Origin of the sequence: Alcanivorax sp. S6407, assembly GCF_023016115.1 — a bacterium.
GTDB lineage: Bacteria > Pseudomonadota > Gammaproteobacteria > Pseudomonadales > Alcanivoracaceae > Alcanivorax.
The window spans coordinates 601,063-621,675 of sequence record NZ_JALKBH010000001.1 but is presented as its reverse complement, the minus strand read 5'-3'; the positions used below and the strand labels follow the sequence as shown (position 1 = coordinate 621,675).

The 20,613-nt window shown below is 57.5% G+C and carries 19 protein-coding genes; 11 read left to right on the top strand and 8 right to left on the bottom strand.

Translation table 11 applies throughout. The annotated features are described in order from the left end of the window. The first annotated feature begins 33 nt into the window (after positions 1–33). Genes MWU49_RS02775 through dnaQ form a run of 3 tightly spaced genes read left to right on the top strand, consistent with a single transcriptional unit; the run spans position 34 to position 2,010 of the window. A complete protein-coding gene (locus MWU49_RS02775; protein ID WP_246967795.1) occupies positions 34–810 on the top strand; it encodes a methyltransferase domain-containing protein in 777 nt (258 codons plus the stop codon). 4 nt (positions 811–814) lie between these two features. Continuing rightward, positions 815–1,276, top strand: a complete 462-nt coding sequence (gene rnhA, locus MWU49_RS02770) for a ribonuclease HI (protein ID WP_281502015.1) — start codon at positions 815–817, stop codon at positions 1,274–1,276. Next, positions 1,276–2,010: a DNA polymerase III subunit epsilon gene (gene dnaQ, locus MWU49_RS02765; RefSeq protein ID WP_246967789.1), complete on the top strand. Its 735-nt coding sequence runs from the start codon at positions 1,276–1,278 to the stop codon at positions 2,008–2,010. The genes rnhA and dnaQ overlap by 1 nt, the downstream gene beginning before the upstream one ends. A 236-nt stretch (positions 2,011–2,246) precedes the next feature. Here dnaQ and nhaB read toward each other — a convergent pair whose 3' ends face one another. Then, positions 2,247–3,836 carry a sodium/proton antiporter NhaB gene (gene nhaB, locus MWU49_RS02760; protein WP_246968074.1) on the bottom strand — a complete coding sequence of 530 codons (1,590 nt, stop codon included), beginning with the start codon at positions 3,834–3,836 and terminating at the stop codon, positions 2,247–2,249. Between the two features lie 393 nt (positions 3,837–4,229). On the opposite strand from nhaB, the gene MWU49_RS02755 reads away from it, so the two are divergent. The 6 genes from MWU49_RS02755 (at position 4,230) to MWU49_RS02730 (ending at position 10,691) form a co-directional block, all read left to right on the top strand. After that, a complete protein-coding gene (locus tag MWU49_RS02755) occupies positions 4,230–5,909 on the top strand; it encodes a hypothetical protein (protein WP_246967786.1) in 1,680 nt (559 codons plus the stop codon). Continuing rightward, positions 5,909–6,721, top strand: coding sequence for an NAD(+) diphosphatase (gene nudC / locus MWU49_RS02750; RefSeq protein ID WP_246967783.1), 813 nt, complete (start codon positions 5,909–5,911; stop codon positions 6,719–6,721). The genes MWU49_RS02755 and nudC overlap by 1 nt, the downstream gene beginning before the upstream one ends. Next, entirely contained in the window at positions 6,718–7,365 is a 648-nt protein-coding gene (locus MWU49_RS02745; protein WP_246967780.1) for a hypothetical protein, read from the top strand. Before nudC ends, MWU49_RS02745 begins: the two co-directional genes overlap by 4 nt. Before the next feature lie 122 nt (positions 7,366–7,487). Beyond that, entirely contained in the window at positions 7,488–8,540 is a 1,053-nt protein-coding gene (sohB, locus tag MWU49_RS02740) for a protease SohB (RefSeq protein WP_246967777.1), read from the top strand. A 29-nt stretch (positions 8,541–8,569) separates the two neighbouring features. Then, positions 8,570–9,559 carry a YhdH/YhfP family quinone oxidoreductase gene (locus MWU49_RS02735; RefSeq protein ID WP_246967774.1) on the top strand — a complete coding sequence of 330 codons (990 nt, stop codon included), beginning with the start codon at positions 8,570–8,572 and terminating at the stop codon, positions 9,557–9,559. Positions 9,560–9,734: 175 nt separating this feature from the next. Next, positions 9,735–10,691 (top strand): zinc transporter ZntB, encoded by a 957-nt coding sequence (locus MWU49_RS02730; RefSeq protein WP_246967772.1) that lies wholly within the window; start codon positions 9,735–9,737, stop codon positions 10,689–10,691. Positions 10,692–10,733: 42 nt separating this feature from the next. Here the strand turns inward: MWU49_RS02730 and MWU49_RS02725 are convergent, their stop codons facing one another. The 3 genes from MWU49_RS02725 to MWU49_RS02715 form a co-directional block, all read right to left on the bottom strand. Further along, positions 10,734–11,222 carry a DUF934 domain-containing protein gene (locus tag MWU49_RS02725; RefSeq protein WP_246967770.1) on the bottom strand — a complete coding sequence of 163 codons (489 nt, stop codon included), beginning with the start codon at positions 11,220–11,222 and terminating at the stop codon, positions 10,734–10,736. Further along, positions 11,215–12,864 (bottom strand): nitrite/sulfite reductase, encoded by a 1,650-nt coding sequence (locus tag MWU49_RS02720; RefSeq protein ID WP_246967768.1) that lies wholly within the window; start codon positions 12,862–12,864, stop codon positions 11,215–11,217. Before MWU49_RS02720 ends, MWU49_RS02725 begins: the two co-directional genes overlap by 8 nt. 356 nt (positions 12,865–13,220) lie before the next feature. Then, positions 13,221–13,448 carry a DUF2970 domain-containing protein gene (locus MWU49_RS02715; RefSeq protein ID WP_246967766.1) on the bottom strand — a complete coding sequence of 76 codons (228 nt, stop codon included), beginning with the start codon at positions 13,446–13,448 and terminating at the stop codon, positions 13,221–13,223. A gap of 221 nt (positions 13,449–13,669) precedes the next feature. On the opposite strand from MWU49_RS02715, the gene nfuA reads away from it, so the two are divergent. Continuing rightward, the gene (nfuA, locus tag MWU49_RS02710; protein WP_246967764.1) at positions 13,670–14,263 is read left to right on the top strand and encodes a Fe-S biogenesis protein NfuA; all 594 of its coding nucleotides are present in this window, start codon (positions 13,670–13,672) and stop codon (positions 14,261–14,263) included. A gap of 174 nt (positions 14,264–14,437) precedes the next feature. Here the strand turns inward: nfuA and MWU49_RS02705 are convergent, their stop codons facing one another. Next, positions 14,438–15,226 carry a M48 family metallopeptidase gene (locus MWU49_RS02705; RefSeq protein WP_246967762.1) on the bottom strand — a complete coding sequence of 263 codons (789 nt, stop codon included), beginning with the start codon at positions 15,224–15,226 and terminating at the stop codon, positions 14,438–14,440. 3 nt (positions 15,227–15,229) lie between these two features. After that, entirely contained in the window at positions 15,230–16,882 is a 1,653-nt protein-coding gene (locus MWU49_RS02700; RefSeq protein WP_246968072.1) for an AarF/UbiB family protein, read from the bottom strand. 104 nt (positions 16,883–16,986) lie between these two features. Here MWU49_RS02700 and MWU49_RS02695 point away from each other — a divergent pair, with 104 nt between their 5' ends. Beyond that, positions 16,987–17,310: an SET domain-containing protein gene (locus MWU49_RS02695; RefSeq protein ID WP_246967760.1), complete on the top strand. Its 324-nt coding sequence runs from the start codon at positions 16,987–16,989 to the stop codon at positions 17,308–17,310. 233 nt (positions 17,311–17,543) lie between these two features. Here the strand turns inward: MWU49_RS02695 and MWU49_RS02690 are convergent, their stop codons facing one another. Continuing rightward, positions 17,544–18,248 carry a pseudouridine synthase gene (locus MWU49_RS02690; RefSeq protein WP_246967757.1) on the bottom strand — a complete coding sequence of 235 codons (705 nt, stop codon included), beginning with the start codon at positions 18,246–18,248 and terminating at the stop codon, positions 17,544–17,546. Then, complete coding sequence (gene lon, locus MWU49_RS02685) at positions 18,223–20,592, bottom strand: endopeptidase La (RefSeq protein WP_246967755.1); 2,370 nt, start codon at positions 20,590–20,592, stop codon at positions 18,223–18,225. Before lon ends, MWU49_RS02690 begins: the two co-directional genes overlap by 26 nt. Positions 20,593–20,613: the final 21 nt, after the last annotated feature.

Below are 20,613 nucleotides of genomic sequence, written 5' to 3'. Positions count from 1 at the left end.
CCTGAATAGGCCTATGTATGAGGTATTGTGCTGATGCAGCTGCCACCACTCAACCGGATCTCGTTCAGTTCCGGTAACCATGATCTGGAACGACACTTCGACCGCTGGCTGGACAGTGAGCCTGGCCAGGCACTGCTGGACGCTGAGCGTACCATGCTCGAGGAGTGGATGCGCAGACAGGTGGGGCAGCGGGCGGTGGCCATCTACACCACCCGGGAACAGGATCTGCTGCGCGATTGTCCGCTGCGTTGGAAGATGTCGCTGGGCCCGGAAGGGTTTCCTGGCGTGACCGTGCAAAGTCGACTGGATACCCTGCCGCTGGCGAAAAGCAGTGTGGATGTGGTGTTGATGCATCACGTACTGGATTTTACCCGTGATCCGCACCAGGTCTTGCGCGAAGCCTGCCGTTCCATTGCGCCCGGTGGCAAGGTCGCCATTGTCGGTTTTCATCCGCTGAGCATGATGGGGTTGGCGCGCTTGTTCTATCTGCGACAGCGGCCGGGCTGGGCAGGGCGCTTCTATCGGCCCAACCGGGTGACCGACTGGCTGCATGTTCTTGGATTTGAGGTCGATGGCATGGCCAGTGGCTTCTATACTATGCCGTTTGGTGAACGTGGCCGACAGCGCATGCGCTTGCTGGAATGGCTGGGCAGTGTGCTTTGGCCTCGCCATGGCAGTAGCTACCTGCTGGTTGCCCGCAAACGGGCGGGGGTAGTGCGGCCGTTGCCTTCTCGCCAGCGTCAGACACCGCGCAGTACCGTGGTACCGGTACCCGTGGCACGCTGGGGACAACAGAATCGGGAGTCCTGAGTTTTTGAATCAAGCAAAGAAAGTCGCAATGTTCACCGATGGCGCCTGCCGCGGAAACCCGGGCCCGGGGGGCTGGGGTGTGGTATTGCGCTACGGTGACAAGGAAAAGGAAATGCATGGCGGTGAGCCGGAGACCACTAATAACCGCATGGAATTGATGGCAGCCATTGCCGGCCTGGAGGCCCTGCGGCAACCCTGCCAGGTGGTGCTCACCACCGATTCCCGTTATGTGATGGATGGCGTCACCCAGTGGATGCCGAACTGGAAGAAGCGCGGCTGGAAAACGGCTTCGAAGCAACCGGTCAAAAACGTGGACCTGTGGCAACGCCTTGATGCGGCTACAGCCCCCCATGACATCGACTGGCAGTGGGTAAAGGGCCACAGTGGTCACCCGGAAAATGAGCGAGCTGACGCCTTGGCCAACAAGGGCATTGATGAAATGAATCGACAGAAAGGGATCGCCTAATGCGTCAGGTGGTACTGGATACGGAAACAACCGGTCTTGAGCCCAACGATGGCCACCGGGTCATCGAAATTGGTTGTGTGGAGGTGATCAACCGCAAGATCACTGGTAATAACCTGCACATCTACCTCAACCCCATGCGTGAAATCGACGAAGGGGCGCTGGCAGTTCACGGCATCACCGAGGAGTTTCTGGCGGACAAGCCCACCTTCGACAAGGTGGTAGATGAATTTCTCGCCTTCGTCGATGGGGCCGAGCTGGTCATTCACAATGCGCCCTTTGATGTGGGCTTCCTGAATCATGAGCTGAGAATGTTGGGTTCAGCCTACGGTTCCATCGAGCAGCGTTGTGGCGTTCTCGATACCCTCGTAATGGCACGGCAGAAGCACCCGGGTCAGAAGAATAATCTGGATGCCCTGTGCCGCCGCTATGATGTGGAAAACGGTCACAGGGAGTTGCACGGTGCCTTGCTGGATGCGGAGATCCTGGCGGATGTCTATCTGGCCATGACCGGTGGGCAGACCCGCCTGTCCCTGGGCGGCAGCGATTCCGCCGAGCAGGGCGGGGCGGCAGTGGCAGAAGCCATCCGCCGGTTGGATGCCGGCCGTTCCGGACTGAAAGTGGTGCGCGCGTCAGAATCGGAAATCAGCCGCCACAACGACAAACTTAGCGCCATCGGTGGCAGTAACGGCGAGCCGACCCTGTGGGAGAAAATGGAGCGTGGCGAGCTGCACTGAGCTACAAGCTACAAGCTACACTAGATTGGAACAGGAGAGGCCGAAAAGTTCCCGGGTTTCTGCATTTCACGAAGCCGATGTAGGAGCTTGCCTGCAAGCGATCCGAGCCTGAGCGAGGTAAGGATTCCAGTGTCGGCACTGGGCGCCTCTCCCCATAACCAAAAAAGCCGCACCCTGAGGTGCGGCTTTTTTTATGGAGCGTGCAGCATGTTGCGTGAAGCGTGCCGCGTTTCAGCCTAGTGCCCTTGATCCGGGGTTTCAGAGTACTCACTGGGGGAGTGATGGCTGATCCAGCCATGCTCGTACATATAATCTGTGGCCGGCTCCAGTGCGGTGGCGGTCATGATCAGGCCGGTAATGGACATGACAATGGTGTAGGGCAGGGCCATGACCACCATGCGACCGTATGACAGCCTTACCAGCGGGGCCAGAGCGGATGTCAGCAGGAACAGGAAGGCAGCCTGACCGTTGGGGGTCGCCACGGAGGGGATGTTGGTACCGGTGTTGATGGCTACGGCCAGCAAGTCAAAGGTATCGCGATTGATTTCACCTTTGAGCAGCGCCAGGCCCACCTCATCCACGTACACGGTGGCCACGAAGACGTTGTCAGAAACTGCTGACAGGACGCCGTTGGCCAAATAGAAGGCTGGACCCTGTACGGACTTTTCCAGACTCAGTACGTATTCGATCACAGGCGCAAAAAGCTGCTGGTCCGCGATGACCGCTACCACCGCGAAGAACACGGTGAGCAGGGCGGTAAACGGCAGGGCTTCTTCAAAGGCCGCACCCAGACGGTGCTCCTCGATGATGCCAGTGAATGAAGTGGCAAGAATGATTACGGTCAGGCCCACCAGACCCACGGAGGCGGCATGGGTGGCCAGACCGACCACCAGCCATACGGCGGTGAGTGCCTGAATGACCAGTGCTGCGCGATTTTGTGGTGTGCGCTTGCGGTCCTGTTCCAGAGCGTACTGGCGCATGATACCGCGGACCTTTTCCGGGATGTCTTCGCCGTAGCCGAAGCTGCCACTGATTTCCAGGAACACACACGTCAACAGGCCAATCACTAGTACTGGCAGGGTGATCGGCGCCATACGCAGGAAGAATTCGCCAAATTCCCAACCGGCCTTGTTGGCGATCAGCAGGTTCTGGGGTTCACCTACCAGGGTGCACACGCCCCCCAGGGCGGTGCCGACTGCGGCATGCATCAACAGGCTGCGCAGGAAGGAGCGGAAACGGCGCAGGTCTTCGCGGTGGAGTTCTTCCACGCTGGTATCGTCGCCATGATCGTGCTTCTGCTGGAAGGTCTTGCCGGAAGCCACCTTGTGGTAGATGCCATAAAAGCCGGTACAGACCGCAATCACCACCGCCGTTACTGTCAGCGCATCCAGGAAGGCTGAGAGAATGGCCGCGGCAATACAGAACAGCAGGCTGAGTCGAACCTTTGATTTCACGCCCAGCAAGATGCGGGTAAACATGAACAGCAGCAGGTCTTTCAGGAAGAAAATGCCTGCGACCATGAAGATCAACAGCAGCATGACTTCCAGATTGCTTTCTACCTTGTGCAGAACCGTGTCCGCAGAGGTCAGGCCTATCAGCACGGCTTCAATGGCAAGCAGGCCGCCGGGCTGCAGCGGGTAGCATTTCAGGGCCATGGCCAGGGTGAAGATGAATTCGCCCAGCAGCAGCCAGCCTGCGGCAACCGGGCCCAGCGTGAAGGCGATCAGTGGGTTGATCACCAGGAAGCCCATGATGGTGTATTTGTACCAGGCGGGGGCCTGACCCAGGAAATTTTGCAAGAAAGCACGGCCAAAGGACGCGGGCATCATCATTACCTGCTGACGTCGAGTGTATATAGAAGGAGGCGGCGCAATGATAAGGAGTTGATGTGAACCAGTACAGTGCAAAGGTAGGACATATTGTCCTAGATCAAGGTCGTATTGAGCGGGCGCGTTGGGGTGTGTATGAAACGGCTCTCAGCCCCTTCCGGGATAGTGTGGCGAGGTTAACAAAAATCCAATAAATCAGTTGCTTACAAAAGAAAGTTGACGCATTGTTTAATCACATGCCAAAGTTGATGCGCCTGTTTTCCGGTTCGGGGGACGTGGAATTCGGTTCCTGACAGGCTTTTGGGTGTGCGTTGTGGGGCTGTTTTTTTACAGTTTGCCCTCACACTTGGGGATAGGTTCATAATAACAGTTGGTGCTTGCGGAGAGTCCATGGTTGCCATAACAAATACCACCTCCCTGACGTTTCTCAAGGAAGCGATCGATAGCACTCTGACCGAGGCGGAGAACCGCCTGGAAGTGTTTTCCGAGAATCACAGCCTCCAGGAAGAATTGACCCATATCGCTGACTCTTTCCAGCAGTTACGCGGTATATGCCAGGTCGTAGAGCTGCCTGCAGCGGCCTTGATGAGCGAAGAAATGGGGCTGGCTGCCCGGGATCTGCGCGAGAAAGTGTCTGATGCCAAGGTCCAGGCGCTGGGTAATGCCATCGTGCTGCTGACTCGCTATTTCGATTACGTCCAGCTCAAGAACCGTACCCTGCCGGCGCTGCTGATCGGTGGGCTCAATGACCTGCGCCGTGCCAACGGCAAACCGCTGATCCAGGAAAGTCATTTCTTCAGTGCGGATCTTTCAGTGGCGCGATCCCCTGAGGCCAAGGTCAGCGAACTGAAACGTTCCGAGCTGCCGGCTCTGGCCCGGCGCCTGCGCCACATGTATCAGGTCGGCCTGATCGGTATCTTGCGGAACCAGAATCCCCAGCCCAATCTCAAGTTGATGGCCCGTGCGCTTGCGCGACTGGACAAGGCCGCGGGCCCTTGCGGCATGAGCCGATTCCTGTGGGTGGCCCAGGGCGTACTCACGGCCATGTTTGCTGACAATATGGCGATTACTTCGGCGCGTAAGGCGCTACTGTCCCAGTATGATCGCCAGCTCAAGAATCTGGTTTATGGTGGTGAGCAGGCCTTTGATGCGGAAGCGCCTTTGCTGATGATCAAGGAAAGCCTGTATCTGGTGTCCCTGAGCCAGCAGCAAAGCGGAGTGGTGGAAGAGATCCGCTCCGCCTTCTCCCTGAAGAGCAGTATTAACGACGAAGAATTGCAGCGTGAGCTGGCATTGATGACTGGCGCCAGTGGTTCGGTGATCCGTTCTGTGGCCAGTGCCATGCGTGATGAAATCAGCGAACTCAAGAACAGCCTGGACATGGCCTCCCAGGGCGTAGCCGATACCGATTATCGCCAGGTGGGTGAAAGTCTGCAGCGCCTGGGCAGCACCTTGTCCATGATCGGCAAGGATGACGAGGCTGCGGCGATCAAGCACCGCGGTGTTGAGGTATCAAAATGGGGTGCCGAGCAAAGCGTGGAAAGCGAAGCCTTCCATGCGCTGGTGGATGATCTGTTGACGGTGGAAAATGTGGCCGCCAATCTGGAGCGCAGCCTGGCACCGGAGGATGATGTTCACCGTGCTGCTACCAACTCATCCATTTCTCTCTATCAGCTGGATGAGGCTCGCATGACGGTGGTGGGAGAGTGTCGTGCTGGTCTGGCGCTGGCCAAGCGCTCTGTCAGTTCCTTCATGGATAACAACTGGGATCGCATGCATTTGTCCAATCTGCCCGGGACCTTTGCTTCCATCGCCGGCGGCCTGATGTTCCTGGATCTGGAGCGGGCCAAGGCAGTGACCGAATCCTGCCACAAGTACATCGTCAAGCAGCTTATTGAGGGCGCCAGCAATCCCACCCGGGAGCACATGGAAACCCTTGCGGATGCGCTAACCGGGGTGGACTACTACCTGGAAAGCATGGAAGAACAAAAGCCCATTGGTGATGGTGTTCTGGAAGTGGCAGAAGAGAGTATGAAGGCCCTGGGTTACCCCGTTAACAAGGTTGCATAATGATTGACCTGTCCCGCCCGGAAAGCGGTGATGCAGACAATGCGCGCTGCTATGTGATTCATGACCAGAGCATCCTGCTGGACAGTTATATGCAGGTGCCTGCGTTGCCGGCGTTTCTGCTGCGGCAACACCCTGATTACCATTTTATTGGCTGGCTCAACAATGAGCCCTGCTACGTCTGTGATCTGGCCCGCCATGAACTGGATGATGGTAGCCTGCAACCGGTTCCACAGCGCCATCTACTGGCAGGTGATCTGGATGAGCCTGGCTTCTCCATGTTTAGCCGGGCACTGCAGTTCCTCAGCTGGCAAAAAAACCATCGCTTCTGTAGCCGCTGTGGCAGTCCCACTGAGCCCCATGGCAAGGAACTGTGCATGCAGTGCCACCAGTGTGGCTACACCCAGTACCCTCGTATCACCCCGTGTGTGATTACCCTGGTGACCCGGGGAGACCATGCCCTGTTGGGGCAGTCAGCCAATTTCCCCAACGGCATGTTTTCCTGTCTTGCCGGGTTTATGGAGGCTGGAGAGAGTGCGGAACAGGCACTGGTGCGGGAAGTGCGCGAAGAAACCGGTGTCGAGGTGGGTAGACTGTCTTATCTGGGCAGTCAGTCCTGGCCATTTCCGCATTCATTGATGCTGGCTTTTCATGCCGAATACGCTGGTGGTGATATCGTCATCGATGATGATGAAATCGTTGCCGCTGACTGGTTTCATTACCAGTCGCTGCCCAAAATTCCCCCTGCCGGCAGTATTGCCCGTACCCTGATCGACAGCTGGGTGGCCGGCCTGGCGTCCAAGGACCAACCATGAATTACACTTTTGCCCCGTTGATGCTGTTTGGCTTCAGCCTCATTTTCGTTCTTGCTGGTGCCTGGATCCTGTTGCGCCAGAAATGGCTGCTGCAGTGGCTGAAGGGAACAGGAGGGCTGTTGCTGGTAGCGGTGGCGGTGTACCTGAGTATCTTTGCCCTCAACATCTACGGGTACCGGGAGTATGCCCAAGAGGTGCCGGTGGCCACCGTCAGCTTCCGTCAGTCTGGTCCGCAGTCGTTTATCGCCACAGTGACTCGCACCGATGGCATAACGGAAGATTACCGGTTAAAGGGTGATCAGTGGCAGCTGGATGCCCGCATCATCAAGTGGAAGACCCCTTTCGCCGTGTTGGGGCTGAAGCCGGGTTACCAGCTGGACCGGATCTCTGGCCGCTACTACGCCCTTGAAGATGAGCGCTCTCAGGACCGCACCGTCTACAATCTGCATCGTGACCCGGTAGGGCTGGATGTCTGGAAAATGGCCAAGGATGGCTGGAGCCTGCTGATTGATGCCCGCTATGGCAGTGCCGCCTATCTTCCCATGGCGGATGGTGCCTTGTTTGAGGTCACTGCGGCCCAGTCCGGGCTGGTGGCGCGTCCCATGAATGGCAGTGCCCAGCAAGCGATTTCCGGCTGGAACTGAGCGCACTCCGGGCCAATCCTCCCGGTTGGCCCGCTCTTACGTATCCCCGACCGCCCGCCTTAGGTAGAATCACCCGGATTCCGCCTGTTGGCAGGCACCCCATTCAATCAAGCAGGTAACTCGTGATCGCGTTTCTCTCCGAATACGGCATGTTTCTCGCCAAAGTGGCCACTCTGGTCGTGGCTTTGTTGTTCATTATCGGCGGTATTGCCGCATCGGCGTCCCGTGGCCGTCACAAGGGCGGTGAAGATGGTGAATTGAAAGTTCGCCACCTGAATGATGAATTTGACGACCTGAAAGACGCGCTGGAAGCGGAAATCCTGCCGGAAGATCAGCGCAAGAAAGCCCTGAAGGAAAAGCACAAGCAGGAAAAGCGCGAGGCCAAACAGAAAAAGAAGGCTGGCACCGAAGACAAATTGCCTCCGCGTCTGTTTGTACTGGATTTTGATGGCGATGTGCAGGCCAGTGACGTAGAAACCCTGCGCCGCGAAATCAGTGCCATCCTGCAGGTGGCAAACCAGAATGACGAAGTGCTGGTGCGTCTGGAGAGCCCTGGCGGCCTGGTACACAGCTATGGTCTGGCGGCATCCCAGCTGCGCCGTATTCGTAACAGCGGTATCAAGCTGACCGTAGCGGTGGATCGTGTTGCCGCCAGCGGTGGTTACATGATGGCCTGTATTGCTGACCGTATTGTGGCGGCACCATTCTCTATCATTGGTTCCATCGGTGTAGTGGCGCAGATCCCCAACTTCCATCGCCTGTTGAAGAAGAACGACATTGATGTGGAGCTCATGACGGCGGGGGAATACAAGCGTACCCTGACCATGTTGGGAGAAAATACCGACAAGGGCAGGGCCAAGTTCCAGGAAGAGCTGGAAGACACCCATCGCCTGTTCAAGGATTTTGTTCGCGATAATCGCCGCGGTCTTGATCTGGACAAAGTGGCCACCGGTGAGCACTGGTTTGGTATCCAGGCAAAAGAGATGGGGCTGGTGGACGAGATCATGACCAGCGATGAGCTCCTGCAGCAGCGCAAGGATTCTGTCACCCTCTATCAGGTGAACTGGGAAGTGAAGCGCAAGCTGGGCGAGCGTCTTGGCTTTTCCATGGAATCTACCCTGCAGCGCGTCATTGAAAAACTCTGGCACCGTGGCAGTCAGCGCCAGATACACTGATATCCGACACCTTCAATCAGGAGCAGACCATGACATTCCAGGCCTTACAGACCCGTGAAGTGGACGGCGGTTACCAGACCGACCTGATCGATCGTGAACTGTCAGAACTCGGCAATGAGGGCGTCCTGGTCCGCGTGCAGTGGTCTTCACTCAACTTCAAGGATGCCCTGTCAGCGACGGGAAACAAGGGTGTCACCCGAAACTTTCCGCATACCCCGGGTATCGATGCCGTAGGGGTGGTGGAAGAGGCTGGTGATGGTCCGTTCTCGAAAGGCGATGCCGTAATCTGCACCGGCTATGACCTGGGCATGAACACTGATGGCGGTTACGCCCAGTACATTCGTGTCCCTGCCGAGTGGCTGGTACCCTTGCCGGAAGGCTTGTCTGCGCGCGATGCCATGGTTCTGGGAACCGCAGGCCTGACCGCTGCCCTGTGCGTGGAATCGCTGCTGGATACCGGGGTCAACCCGGATCAGGGGCCGGTATTGGTGACCGGTGCCACCGGCGGGGTAGGTAGCGTCAGTGTGGCGATTCTGGCCAAGCTGGGATTCGAGGTGGTCGCGGTGTCCGGCAAGGCTGATGCGGTGGACTGGCTCAAGCAACTGGGTGCGGCCGAGGTGATCAGCCGTGACAGCTACCTGGAAAATGCCGGCAAGCCCATGCTCAAGGAGCAGTGGGCAGGGGCCATCGATTGTGTTGGTGGTGATGCCCTGACCACAGCGCTGAAAAGTGTGAAATATGGTGGCAGTGTGGCCGCCTGTGGCCTGGCCGGCTCTCCGGAACTGAACATGACCGTATTCCCGTTCATTCTGCGTGGGGTCAACCTGCTAGGGGTGGACAGCGTGGAGCTGCCGGTGGAGATAAAGCAGCAGATGTGGCAGCTGCTGGCAGATGAATGGATCCCGGGTGGAATGAGCCAGCTGGAAGCAGCGGAGATCGGTCTGGACGAAGTGAATGACTGGGTAGCAAAAATCCTCAAGGGCGGTGTCCGTGGCCGGGTAGTGGTACGTTTGCCCTGATAACTGCGATGGCATCAGGGCACGCTTGTCGTGTCTGGGTGGCACAAAAGGGCGGTAATATCTTCTCGATATTACCGCCTTTTTTTGTGGCCGCGAGATACATCTTTTGTATGGATTCCGGGGAGTGGTTTGAGCGACTATTCGGGAACTACTCTCTGCCTGACAAGGACTGTGAATGGACAAGGACCACTGGCTCAAGATTGGCTGCTACCTGGATGGCAAGGGCGGCTGCGACCGTTTCGGCGCAGACCATGTGCTGCAGGCCGATCGCACTTATTGGGTCCATCTTGATTACACGCAGCCACAGAGCGCTCAATGGATGCGCGACAATGTTGTCCCTGAACGAGTGATAGAAGCTCTGACCGCCACAGAAACGCGGCCGCGTGCCTCTGAAGTGTCGGGTGGTCTGCTGGTGTATTTGCGCGGGGTGAACCTGCAGCCCGGAGCCCGGCCTGAAGACATGATTGCCCTGCGTCTGTGGCTGGGCCCTAACGGCGTTATCAGCACCCAGAAGCGTACCCTGGTGTCAGTGGAAACCGAGGAAGCCCAGCTGGAAGCCGGGGAGGGCCCAACGACGGCAACCGCGCTGGTGGCCGGGCTGGTGGATGAGTTGACCTGGCGCATGGAAGACGTGATAGAGAATCTGGAAACCGAGGTGGAGCACTGTGCTGAGCAACTGGATGCCTCGCCTACCGCCTCACTAACCTCTCAGCTTGGCCTGTTGCGGCGTCGCGCCATCACCCTTCGCCGGTATCTCACCCCGCAACGGGAAGCGCTGATGAAACTGCAAAGCGACCGACTGTTCGGTGAGCTGGATGTCATCCAGATCCGCGAGGCCACTGACCGTCTGCTGAGGCTGGTAGAGGATCTGGATGCGGCCCGTGAACACGCGACCCTGTTGCAGGAAGAGGTGTTTGCGGTACAGAACGAAGCGATCAACGATCGTATGTATCTACTGGCGATTATTTCCGCCCTGTTCCTGCCGCTGGGCTTCCTGACCGGCCTTTTCGGCATCAATGTGGGCGGCCTGCCGGGCGTTGAGAATGAGCAGGCTTTCTGGTGGTTCTGTGGCGTGATGACCCTGATTGCTATCGGAGTGATGATCTGGATGCGAAAACGCCGCTGGTTCTAGAACAAAACCAGCGGCGTTTCGTGGAGCAGGGGGCGTGGCGGATCAGGCGCGACGATAGATCGGTCGTGGATCGGCCGCATCGCCCTGATAGGTCACGCTGAAGTCGCGCAGCCCGGCCAGTGCATCTTCGATGCAGCGGTCTGTGCGTACTTCAAAGGCATTGAAGCCGCAGCGCTGCAGATAGAACAGCTGGTCACGCAGCACATCACCGGTGGCGCGAATCTCACCCTTGAAGTTGTAGCGGGTGCGCAGCTCGCGGGCATAGGAATAGCCGCGGCCATCCTTGAACGCCGGGAAGTGGATAGCGATCAGGGTAAACTGCTCGAGATCATCTTCCAGGTCACGGGGCTCTTCACCCGGTGCCAGCCACACGGCCACATCGCCACGGGCCAGCAGGTTGTCACGGTTTTCCTGCCAGTAGGCGAGGGGCACCAACACCTTGCCTTCCGGCAGGCCGCTTTCCAGAGTGTCGTTATCCAGACGCTGCCACTGGTTGTCCACGATGGCACCATCAACAATTACCTTAGCCATAGATGCGCTCCTTGAACGTGTCCATTCCAATGCGTTCGTAGGTATCGATAAAGGGTTCGTTCTCGTGGCGCTTTTCCACGTAGAGATCAATGATCTTTGCTACTACGTCGGTAATTTCATCTGCCTCGAAGGACGGACCGAGCTTTTCGCCCACGCGGGTGAACTTGTCGCCACGGCCGCCGAGAGTGACCTGGTAGAATTCCTTGCCTTTTTTGTCCACGCCAAGAATGCCGATGTGACCAATGTGGTGGTGGCCACAGGCGTTCATGCAGCCGGAAATGTTCAGGTCAAGGGTGCCCAGATCGTGCAGGTAATCCAGATCAGAGAAGCGATGTTGGATGGCTTCCGCGATGGGGATCGACTTGGCGTTGGCCAGGGCGCAAAGGTCGCCACCGGGGCAGCAGACCATGTCGGTGAGCAGACCCAGATTCGGAGTAGCGAAGCCCAGAGCATCCAGCTTCTGCCACAGGGTGAACAGATCGCTGTCGGCCACATCCGCCAGCACCATGTTCTGCTGGTGGCTGTTTCGAACCTCGCCAAAGCTGTATGTGTCGGCCAGGTCAGCTACCGCATCCAGCTGCTCGTGGGTAATGTCGCCTGGTACCCGGGAAGTTTTCTTCAGGGTCAGGGTGACGGCACGATAGCCCGCCTGTTTATGGGCGTGGGTATTGGTGTGATACCAGCGGCTAAAGGCCTTGTTGTCGGCCAGACGGGCTTGCAGCTCGCTGCTGTCCACATCGGTGCGATAGGGCTGGCCGGTAAAGCACTGCTGGATGCGTTGAACCTCAGCTTCAGTGAGGGTCATCGGGCCATCTTTCAGCTCGGCAAACTCCTGCTCGACCAGTTCGCGATACTTGTCTGCACCCAGGGCTTTCACCAGGATCTTGATGCGGGCCTTGTACTTGTTGTCGCGATTACCGTACTTGTTGTAAACACGCAGGATTGCTTCCAGATAGGAAAGCAGGTGCTGCCAGGGTACGAATTCACCGATCACCGCACCGGTCATGGGGGTGCGGCCCAGACCGCCACCCGCCCAGACTTCGAAGCCGGTTTCGCCGGCATCGTTGTGAACCACTTGCACACCGATATCATGCACGCCAATGATGGCCGGATCAGCGCCGGGTACGGCGTTCACGGCAATCTTGAATTTGCGCGGCAGATAGGCGAATTCCGGGTTGAAGGTGGACCACTGGCGAATAATCTCACACCAGGGGCGCGGATCTTCAATCTCTTCGGGATTGACCCCTGCCAGTTCGTCAGTGGTGGTGTTGCGGATACAGTTACCACTGGTCTGGATGCCATGCATCTGCACTTCGGCCAGTTCAGCCAGGATGTCCGGCACATCTTCCAGTGCAGGCCAGTTCAACTGGATATTCTGACGGGTGCTGACATGGCAGAAGCCCTTGTCATAGGTGCGGGTGATACGAGCCAGGCGGCGCAGCTGGGTGCTGGACAGCAGGCCGTAGGGCACGGCGATGCGCATCATGGGCGCATAGCGTTGAACATAGAGACCATTCTGCAGGCGCAGAGCGAGAAACTCGTCTTCGCTCAGTTCACCGGCAAGGTAACGGCGGGTCTGGTCGCGATACTGCGCCACCCGTTCTTCCAGCAATTGCTGATCGTGCTCCTGATATACGTACATGGGACCGTATCACCGTCCTTAATGCTTGAGAATTCAAAAGGAAAGGAGTGCCTTATACAGGCAGAGCGGCACTCTAGCAAAGCGCCCTTATAGTTAAAAGAAATATCTTGGCATATCTCTATAACTTTTAGGGTCTTAAAAAAGGCAGCCTTTGTCTGACTTATGAACCCGGATATACCGCTCCAGGTCAGAGCGTTAATTTTTAGTGAAGCCAAATAAAAACAATTGGTTGCGTGCCAATTGTAAAGTGGATTCCTGGAGAGGGCATGCGGATCTGGAGAACTGACAGGAGTGGGGCTGGCTCTTCTCAATCAGGCGCGCGGTGGGCGTCCATCAACTGGATTGTGCAGGTCTGATTATTTGGCCGCGGCATCCAGAACCATGTTGACGGTAATGATCATTCCAACCACCAGACCAATCACCAGGACCACGTAAACACCGATGTAATTGCCCGCATCACCTTTGGTGAAGTCCCGCTCGCGGTTCTTGCCGCTTTGAACGCCGAACAGGGCCGCCAGAATGCTCTGGATGGTTTGCAGCAGCGAAGGCTTGCCCTGCTTGTTGCTGTCGCTATGTTCCGTCATTGCTGTCCCGTGGGTTACTGCCAACACCTGGATGGGTGAATGGAAAATATGATGGGGTCATTGTACGCCTTCATGTTTCAGTCTGACAGTGCCAGGGACCTCCGGGGCATAATTTGCACGGGTGGAAGGTTTGCAACTGCTGAGTACCTGACTAAAATAGTCAGGATAGTCCCGCAGGCACTCCGCTGCCTGACGGTCACAAACCCGGATCAGGAACCGTAATGGCAGAGCAGTTGATCGATATTACCGAACCCGCCCAGGAATACCTGCGTGATTTGCTCGGCAAGCAGGATCAGGACGGTATCGGCGTGCGTATTTTTGTCGAGCGTCCCGGCACACCCCATGCCGAATGCTGCATGGCCTACTGCCCGGATGGTGAACAGGAAGACGCTGACGTTCGCATTGACTACGAAGGCTTCCATGCCTGGATCGAGGGAAAGAGCGTTCGATACCTTGAAGACGCGGTGATTGACTACAAGAAGGACAGCATGGGTGGGCAACTGACCTTCCGCGCGCCCAAATCCCGGGTGCCGGATATCAGCGAAGATGCTTCCATCGAGGAAAAGATCAATTACGTGCTGTACGCCGAAATCAACCCGAACCTGGCCAGCCATGGTGGCAGTGTGCAACTGTTGGAACTGACCGATGACATGGTTGCGGTGCTGGAGTTTGGCGGCGGCTGTCAGGGCTGCTCCGTGGTGGATGTGACCCTGCGCGACGGGGTGGAAAAGACCCTGAAAGAGCGCATTCCCGAGCTCACCGGTGTTCGTGACAAGACCGACCACACCGTGACGGACAACGCCTATTACAGCTGACAGCTACAAGCTACAAGCTACAAGCTACAAGCTACAAGCTACAAGCTACAAGCTACAAGCTACAAGCTACAAAAAAACCGCACCCTCACGGGCGCGGTTTTTTTGTTTTGGACCATGCGCGGGTAATACGTTTCAGTCTTGCTTGGCCTTTCCCGCGTTGCAGCTTGAGATTTCTCAGCCGCAATTCGGGTTGCGCCCGGCTGCCTTTGCCTTGTTATACAGCGGCATCACTTCCGGCAGTTTGGACTGAAGACCGTTGATGCGGGTTTCGTTGGAAGGGTGGGTGGACATGAATTCCGGCGGTTCGCCGCCGTTGGAGGCTGCCATGTTGATCCACAGGTTGATGCTTTCGCGCGGATCGAATCCGGCGTTAGCCATCAATTGAAGGCCGATGATATCCGCTTCGGCCTCATGCTTGCGGCTGAAGGGCAGGGCGACACCATATTCGGCACCCAGGCCCATGGCAGCGAAGATACCCTGTTTTACGGCGGTATCCTGGCCAGCGATGGCGCCCAACAGGCCGAGGCCATTCTGGGTGGCATATTCCAGAGACATCCGCTCATTGGAGTGGTGAGCCTGAACATGACCAATTTCGTGGCCGATGACTGTGGCCAGTTGCGACTGGTTCCTGGCGACCTTCAGCAGGCCGGTATTCACCCCGATCTTGCCGCCGGGCAGGGCAAAGGCGTTGGCAGCGTCATCCTGGAACAGATTCACTTCCCAGGGCTGTTTTTCCGGCAGACTGGAGGTAATGGCGTTGGCGACGCAAAGCACATAGTTGATCTGGCCCTGATCCTTGCTGACCGGGGTTTCCTGCTTGATCTGTGCATAGGCGGTGGCGCCCATCTCGCTCATCTGATCTTCCGGCATCAGTAGAAACTGGTTGCGGCCCAGTGGTGAAGTGGCACAGGCCGCCAGGCTGCCTGCCAGTACGGTGATCAGGATCTTGCTCTGTAGTTTCATCAATTACTCCCACTCCCTCAGGAAACGCCGGGAAATAAACATCAGCCAGCTGGCCCAGCCAGCACTGCCCAGAAATACCAGTAGCCCCAGTACCGAGACGCCCCAGGGGGCGGGGGCTACCTTGCCGGCCAACAGGATACTGCCGCCGATAAAGCCTGCAAGTACTATCAGTGCCTGAACCTGCCGATACTGTCCTCGCTCCAGTCTGGTGACCAGCCTCTCCAGGTGGCGGGGGTCGATACCGCTGTCCTGGTTAGGGCCCTGGCCGGGCACCGGCGGCGGGGCATAGACCTTGTCCACCACATCCAGCGCACGCAGGCTGAGGCTCTTGGCCAATCGCACCGGTGAGTAGCGAGTGCGGATCATGCGCTTGAGCAACGGTTCCGCCTCGGTCATCAGATCGAAATCCGGGTTGAGCAGGCGACCAAATCCCTCAAGGGTAATGATGGCCTTGATCAGCAAGGCAATATCGCTGGGCAGCACCAGATTGTGATTGCGCACCATGGCGGTTACATCCGCCAGCAGAGCGGTGATATCCAGCTGGGCCAGTGACACGCCATGGTACTGGCTGATCACGTCTTCTACATCAGACACCAATTGTTCGAATTTGATCGGTTGTCCGTCGGACCAGTTGGCCAGCACCCCGGCGCATTGCTCCGCTTCCCGCATGACCACGGATCGGGTCAGCTGCAGAATTTGTTCCCGGCGACTGTGGCTGAGCTTGCCGACCATACCGAAATCCAGCATGGCAATACGATTGCCGCTCAGGATGATGAAATTGCCCGGGTGTGGGTCGGCGTGGAAGAAGCCGTCTTCCAGCACCATCTTCCAGGCGGCGAGAGCGCCGCGGCGGGCCACCAGCTCACGATCGAGTCCGGCTTGCTCAAGCTGTTGAACAGCGCGGGCAGGAATTCCCTGCACCAGATCCTGCACCTGCACAGTGGAAGAAGACAGATCCCAGTGGACCCGGGGGATGGTCAGCCATTTCAGGGCGCGCATGTTCTTGCGAATGCGGTCGGCATTACGTGCTTCGATGGTGAAATCCAGTTCCCGCAACAGGGAACGACGGAATTCCCGTACCAGTTCCACCGGGCGGTATCGGCGCAGTTCCACCGAATTGTCCGAGGCAATCTTGGCCAATTGATCGAGCAGGCGCAGATCCGATTCGATCTTGTCGCGGATACCGGGCTTCTGGATCTTCAGTACCACTTTCTGGCCGCGGCGGGTCAGGGCGCTATGCACCTGGCCAATGGATGCGACGCCAATGGGCTCGGGATCAATGCGGGCAAACAGGCTGTCGATAGGTTTGCCAAGAGAGGCTTCAATCAAGGGGCTGAGTTCCTCGAAGGGCAGCGGCGAGGCCTGATCCTGCAGCTTCTCGAATTCATGGATCCAGTCCATCGGGAAAAGATCGACACGGGTGGCCAGCACCTGTCCGAGCTTCACATAGGTGGGCCCCATCTCTTCCATGGCGTGGCGGAGACGTTCCGCCGTTCCCATCCGCAGCATGTCCCCCTTGACCGGGCTGCGAACCAGTTTGCCGGCTTGCTCAATGGGGGTCGCCAGTCCCAGGCGGCGAATCACATCGGCAAAGCCATAGCGAAACAGGATGGCGGCCAGTTCGTTCATGCGCAGCAGGTCTTTGCCGGTATGCATTATGTTCAAGGCACTGTCCCTGTCGTGTTGTCATCAATAGCTGAAAGACTGTGACATTCTCTGGCAAAATGCCAGAGCGACAACAATCAGGAACACGGATAGCCATGCCAAAACCGTACTTGCGTGATGATCTGGTGGAGGTGCGAGAAAGCACGCTCCATGGTCGCGGTCTGTTTGCCGCTCAACCCATTGCCAAGGGCACGGAGCTGGGCCTGTGCAAGGCACGCCGCACCAAGGGCGATGGCCCACATGTGCTGTGGATTGATGATGAGGGAAAGGAAAAATACCAGGTCCAGTGTGACCTGAAGTTCATCAACCACGGCAAGAAACCCAACGTGGCTTACTACGAAGATCTCACCGTGGTGGCTCTGAAAAAGATCAAGGCCGGCGAGGAGTTGTTGCATGATTATGGGGAAGAGTGGGAATAAGAACAGTTAATAGTTAACAGTGAATAGTTAATAGCTAAAACCAAAAACCAAAAATCAAAAACAGCTACATCGTTGCTGTAGGAACGTAGCGCAGTGGAGTAACGCACGTAGTGCGGCCCCGAAGGGGTGAGCGTAGCGAATAACTTGCCTGCAAGCGATCCGAGCCTTGGCGAGGTATGGATTCCAGAGACGCCAGTAACGAGTTTTGAGCCTCGAAAACTTCAAGAATGTTTCTAAAACGGGCAGGGGGAGGTGAATTCGTTCCACAGGCCAGTGACGGGGTGGTTGAAGGCGAGCCATTCGGCGTGCAGCAGGAGGCGGGGGCTGAGGGCTTCCACTTCCGTTGGGGCGTACATGTCGCAGCCGATGATGGGGTGGCCCAGTTCGCGGCAGTGGATACGGAGTTGATGGCTGCGGCCGGTGACCGGACTCAAGGCGACGCGGGTGCGGTTGTGTTCCTCGTCCCGTTCCAGCACTTCATAGTGGGTCAGTGCATGCTTGCCCGTTTCGTAACATACCTTCTGCAGTGGCCGGTTCGGCCAGTCAGCAATCAACGGCAATTCGATGCTGCCGCTGTCCTGTTCCACCAGACCCTGCACCACTGCCTGATAACGCTTCTTCACTGTGCGTAGCTGAAACAGCCGGCTGAGCTTGCTTTGCCCCTGCTGACTGAGGGCAAATACCATGATCCCCGAGGTATCCAGATCCAGACGATGCACCAGGCGGATATCCGCGAATTGTTGCTGCAGCCTGGTGATGGCGCAGTCCTTGTTCTCGGGAGCCCGGCCGGGCACGCTCAACAGGTATGCAGGCTTGTTGATCAGCAGAATATCGGCGTCCTGATACAGAATGCCCACCCGCTCATGGCAGGTGGGCACGATGTAGTAGGAGGCGTTTTCTGCCTTGTCGGCATCAGCCCCAGAGGAGGGAGAAGACATCGCTGTACTGGCTGGCAAAGTGGATGGTCAGGCCTTCCTTCAGATAGGCCGGCAGTTCATCGAAGTCACGCTGACAGGCATCCGGCAGAATCACTTCCCGGATACCCACGCGGCGGGCGGCAATCACCTTTTCGCGAATTCCTCCCACCGCCAGCACCTGGCCGGTGAGGGTCAATTCGCCAGTCATGGCCACCTTGCGCGGCAGGCGCTTTTTCAGCAGCAGTGACAGCAGGGCTGTGGCCATGGTCACGCCGGCACTGGGACCATCTTTGGGGGTGGCGCCTTCTGGTACATGCAAATGGATAAAGGCATTATCCAGTACATCTTCAGCTAATCCGTAATCCTTGAGGTGGCTGGCCACGTAGCTATAGGCAATTTCCGCTGATTCCTTCATTACATCACCGAGTTGGCCGGTGAGTTTGAAGCCCCGTTGGCGACTGTGTACCAGGCTGGCTTCCACGGACAGAGTGGCACCTCCCATGCTGGTCCAGGCAAGGCCGGTGACCACGCCGATGCCACGTTGGGTCTTCTCTGTCTGGAAATAGGGCTGGCCGAGAAAGTCGCTCAGATTCTTGCCGCTGATGCTCAGCTTCTTCTCCCCGCCCAGCAGACGTACCGCGGCCTTGCGGATAATCTTGTTGAGCTGTTTTTCCAGATTGCGCACTCCCGCTTCACGGGCATAGCCCTCGACCAACTGACGCAAGGCGCTGTCACTGATCTTGAGCTGGGACGCTTTCACCCCGGCAAGTTGTAGTGCCCGTGGCCACAAATGCTGGCGGGCGATCTGCACTTTTTCTTCTGTGATATACCCGGACAGCCGAATCACTTCCATCCGGTCCAGCAAGGGGCCGGGGATGCTGTCCAGGGTATTGGCGGTACAGACAAACAGGGCATGGCTGAGATCCATGCGCTCGTCCAGATAGTGATCGAGAAAATCCTGGTTCTGTTCCGGGTCCAGCACTTCCAGCAATGCTGATGCCGGGTCGCCCTGAAAGGACTGCCCCAACTTGTCGATCTCGTCGAGCATGATCACCGGGTTGGCGGTGCCGGCTTCCTTGAGCGATTGCACCAGCTTGCCGGGCATGGCTCCGATATAAGTGCGTCGGTGCCCCTTGATCTCGGCTTCATCACGCATCCCGCCCAGACTGAAACGGTAGAACTTGCGCCCCAATGCTTCAGCGATGGACTTGCCGATACTGGTTTTGCCCACCCCGGGCGGGCCCACCAGCAGAATGATGGATCCTTTCACCTCGCCACGCAGTGCGCCCACTGCAAGAAACTCGATGATGCGATCCTTGACGTCATCCAGACCGCTGTGATGTTGTTCCAGCACCGTCTTGGCGTGTTTCAGGTCGAGATTGTCGTCGCTGTATTGCCCCCACGGAACGCTGGTGAGCCAGTCGAGGTAATTGCGTGTCACACCGTATTCAGGAGAGCCGGTCTCCAGTACTGACAGCTTGTGCAGTTCGTCCTCGAAGCGTTTCACCACCGCATCCGGGGGAGACAAGCTCGCCATGCGCTCACGGAATTCATCCGCCTCCGCTGTCTTGTCGTCTTTGCTGAGGCCCAGCTCTCGCTGAATGATGCGCAGCTGCTCACGCAGGAAAAACTCCCGCTGATGTTTGCTGACCTTCTCGTTCACCTCTTCGGTGATCTCGCTTTGCAGCCGGGCCACTTCCAGCTCTTTCTTGACCAGCGTCAGGACCTTCTCCATTCGCGGCCGTAGTGGCACGGTTTCCAGAATGGCCTGCAGTTCATCGCCGCTGGCACTGGTCAGAGCCGCGGCAAAGTCGGTCAGCGGTGACGGTTCGGTGGGCGAGAAGTTCTGCAGGTAGTGACGCAGCCCCTCGTTGTACAGGGGGTTGAGCGGCAGCAATTCCTTGATGGTGTTGATGATGGCCATGCCATAGGCACGGATGGTTTCGTCAGATTCACGCTCGGGTTCCGGGTAACTCACTTCCGCCATGAAAGGGCGTTTTCGATTCAACCAGCCTTCCACGTGGAAGCGGGCGGCCCCTTGAGCCACCAGCTGAAAGTGATCGTTTTCTTCGTTGAGTGCGTGCACCTTCACCAGGCAGCCGTATTCGGGAAAGTCCTCCGCGTCCACGGTATCCGGATCCTTGTCGCCAATGTAGACAAGCCCCAGCGACTGATGCGGGGTCTGGCTGACCCGCTCCAGTGTCTGTGTCCAGGTGTCCTTGTCGAGCATGACGGGCTGTACCAGTCCGGGCATAAAGGGGCGGTAACGCACCGGGATCAGGTAAATGCGCTGGGGTTTTAGCTGATCGGGCAGGGCGAGGTTGCCCTGCGGAATCTGGTCTGTGTTCTGTGTATCGTCTGTCATGATGTCGCATCCGAACTCGAT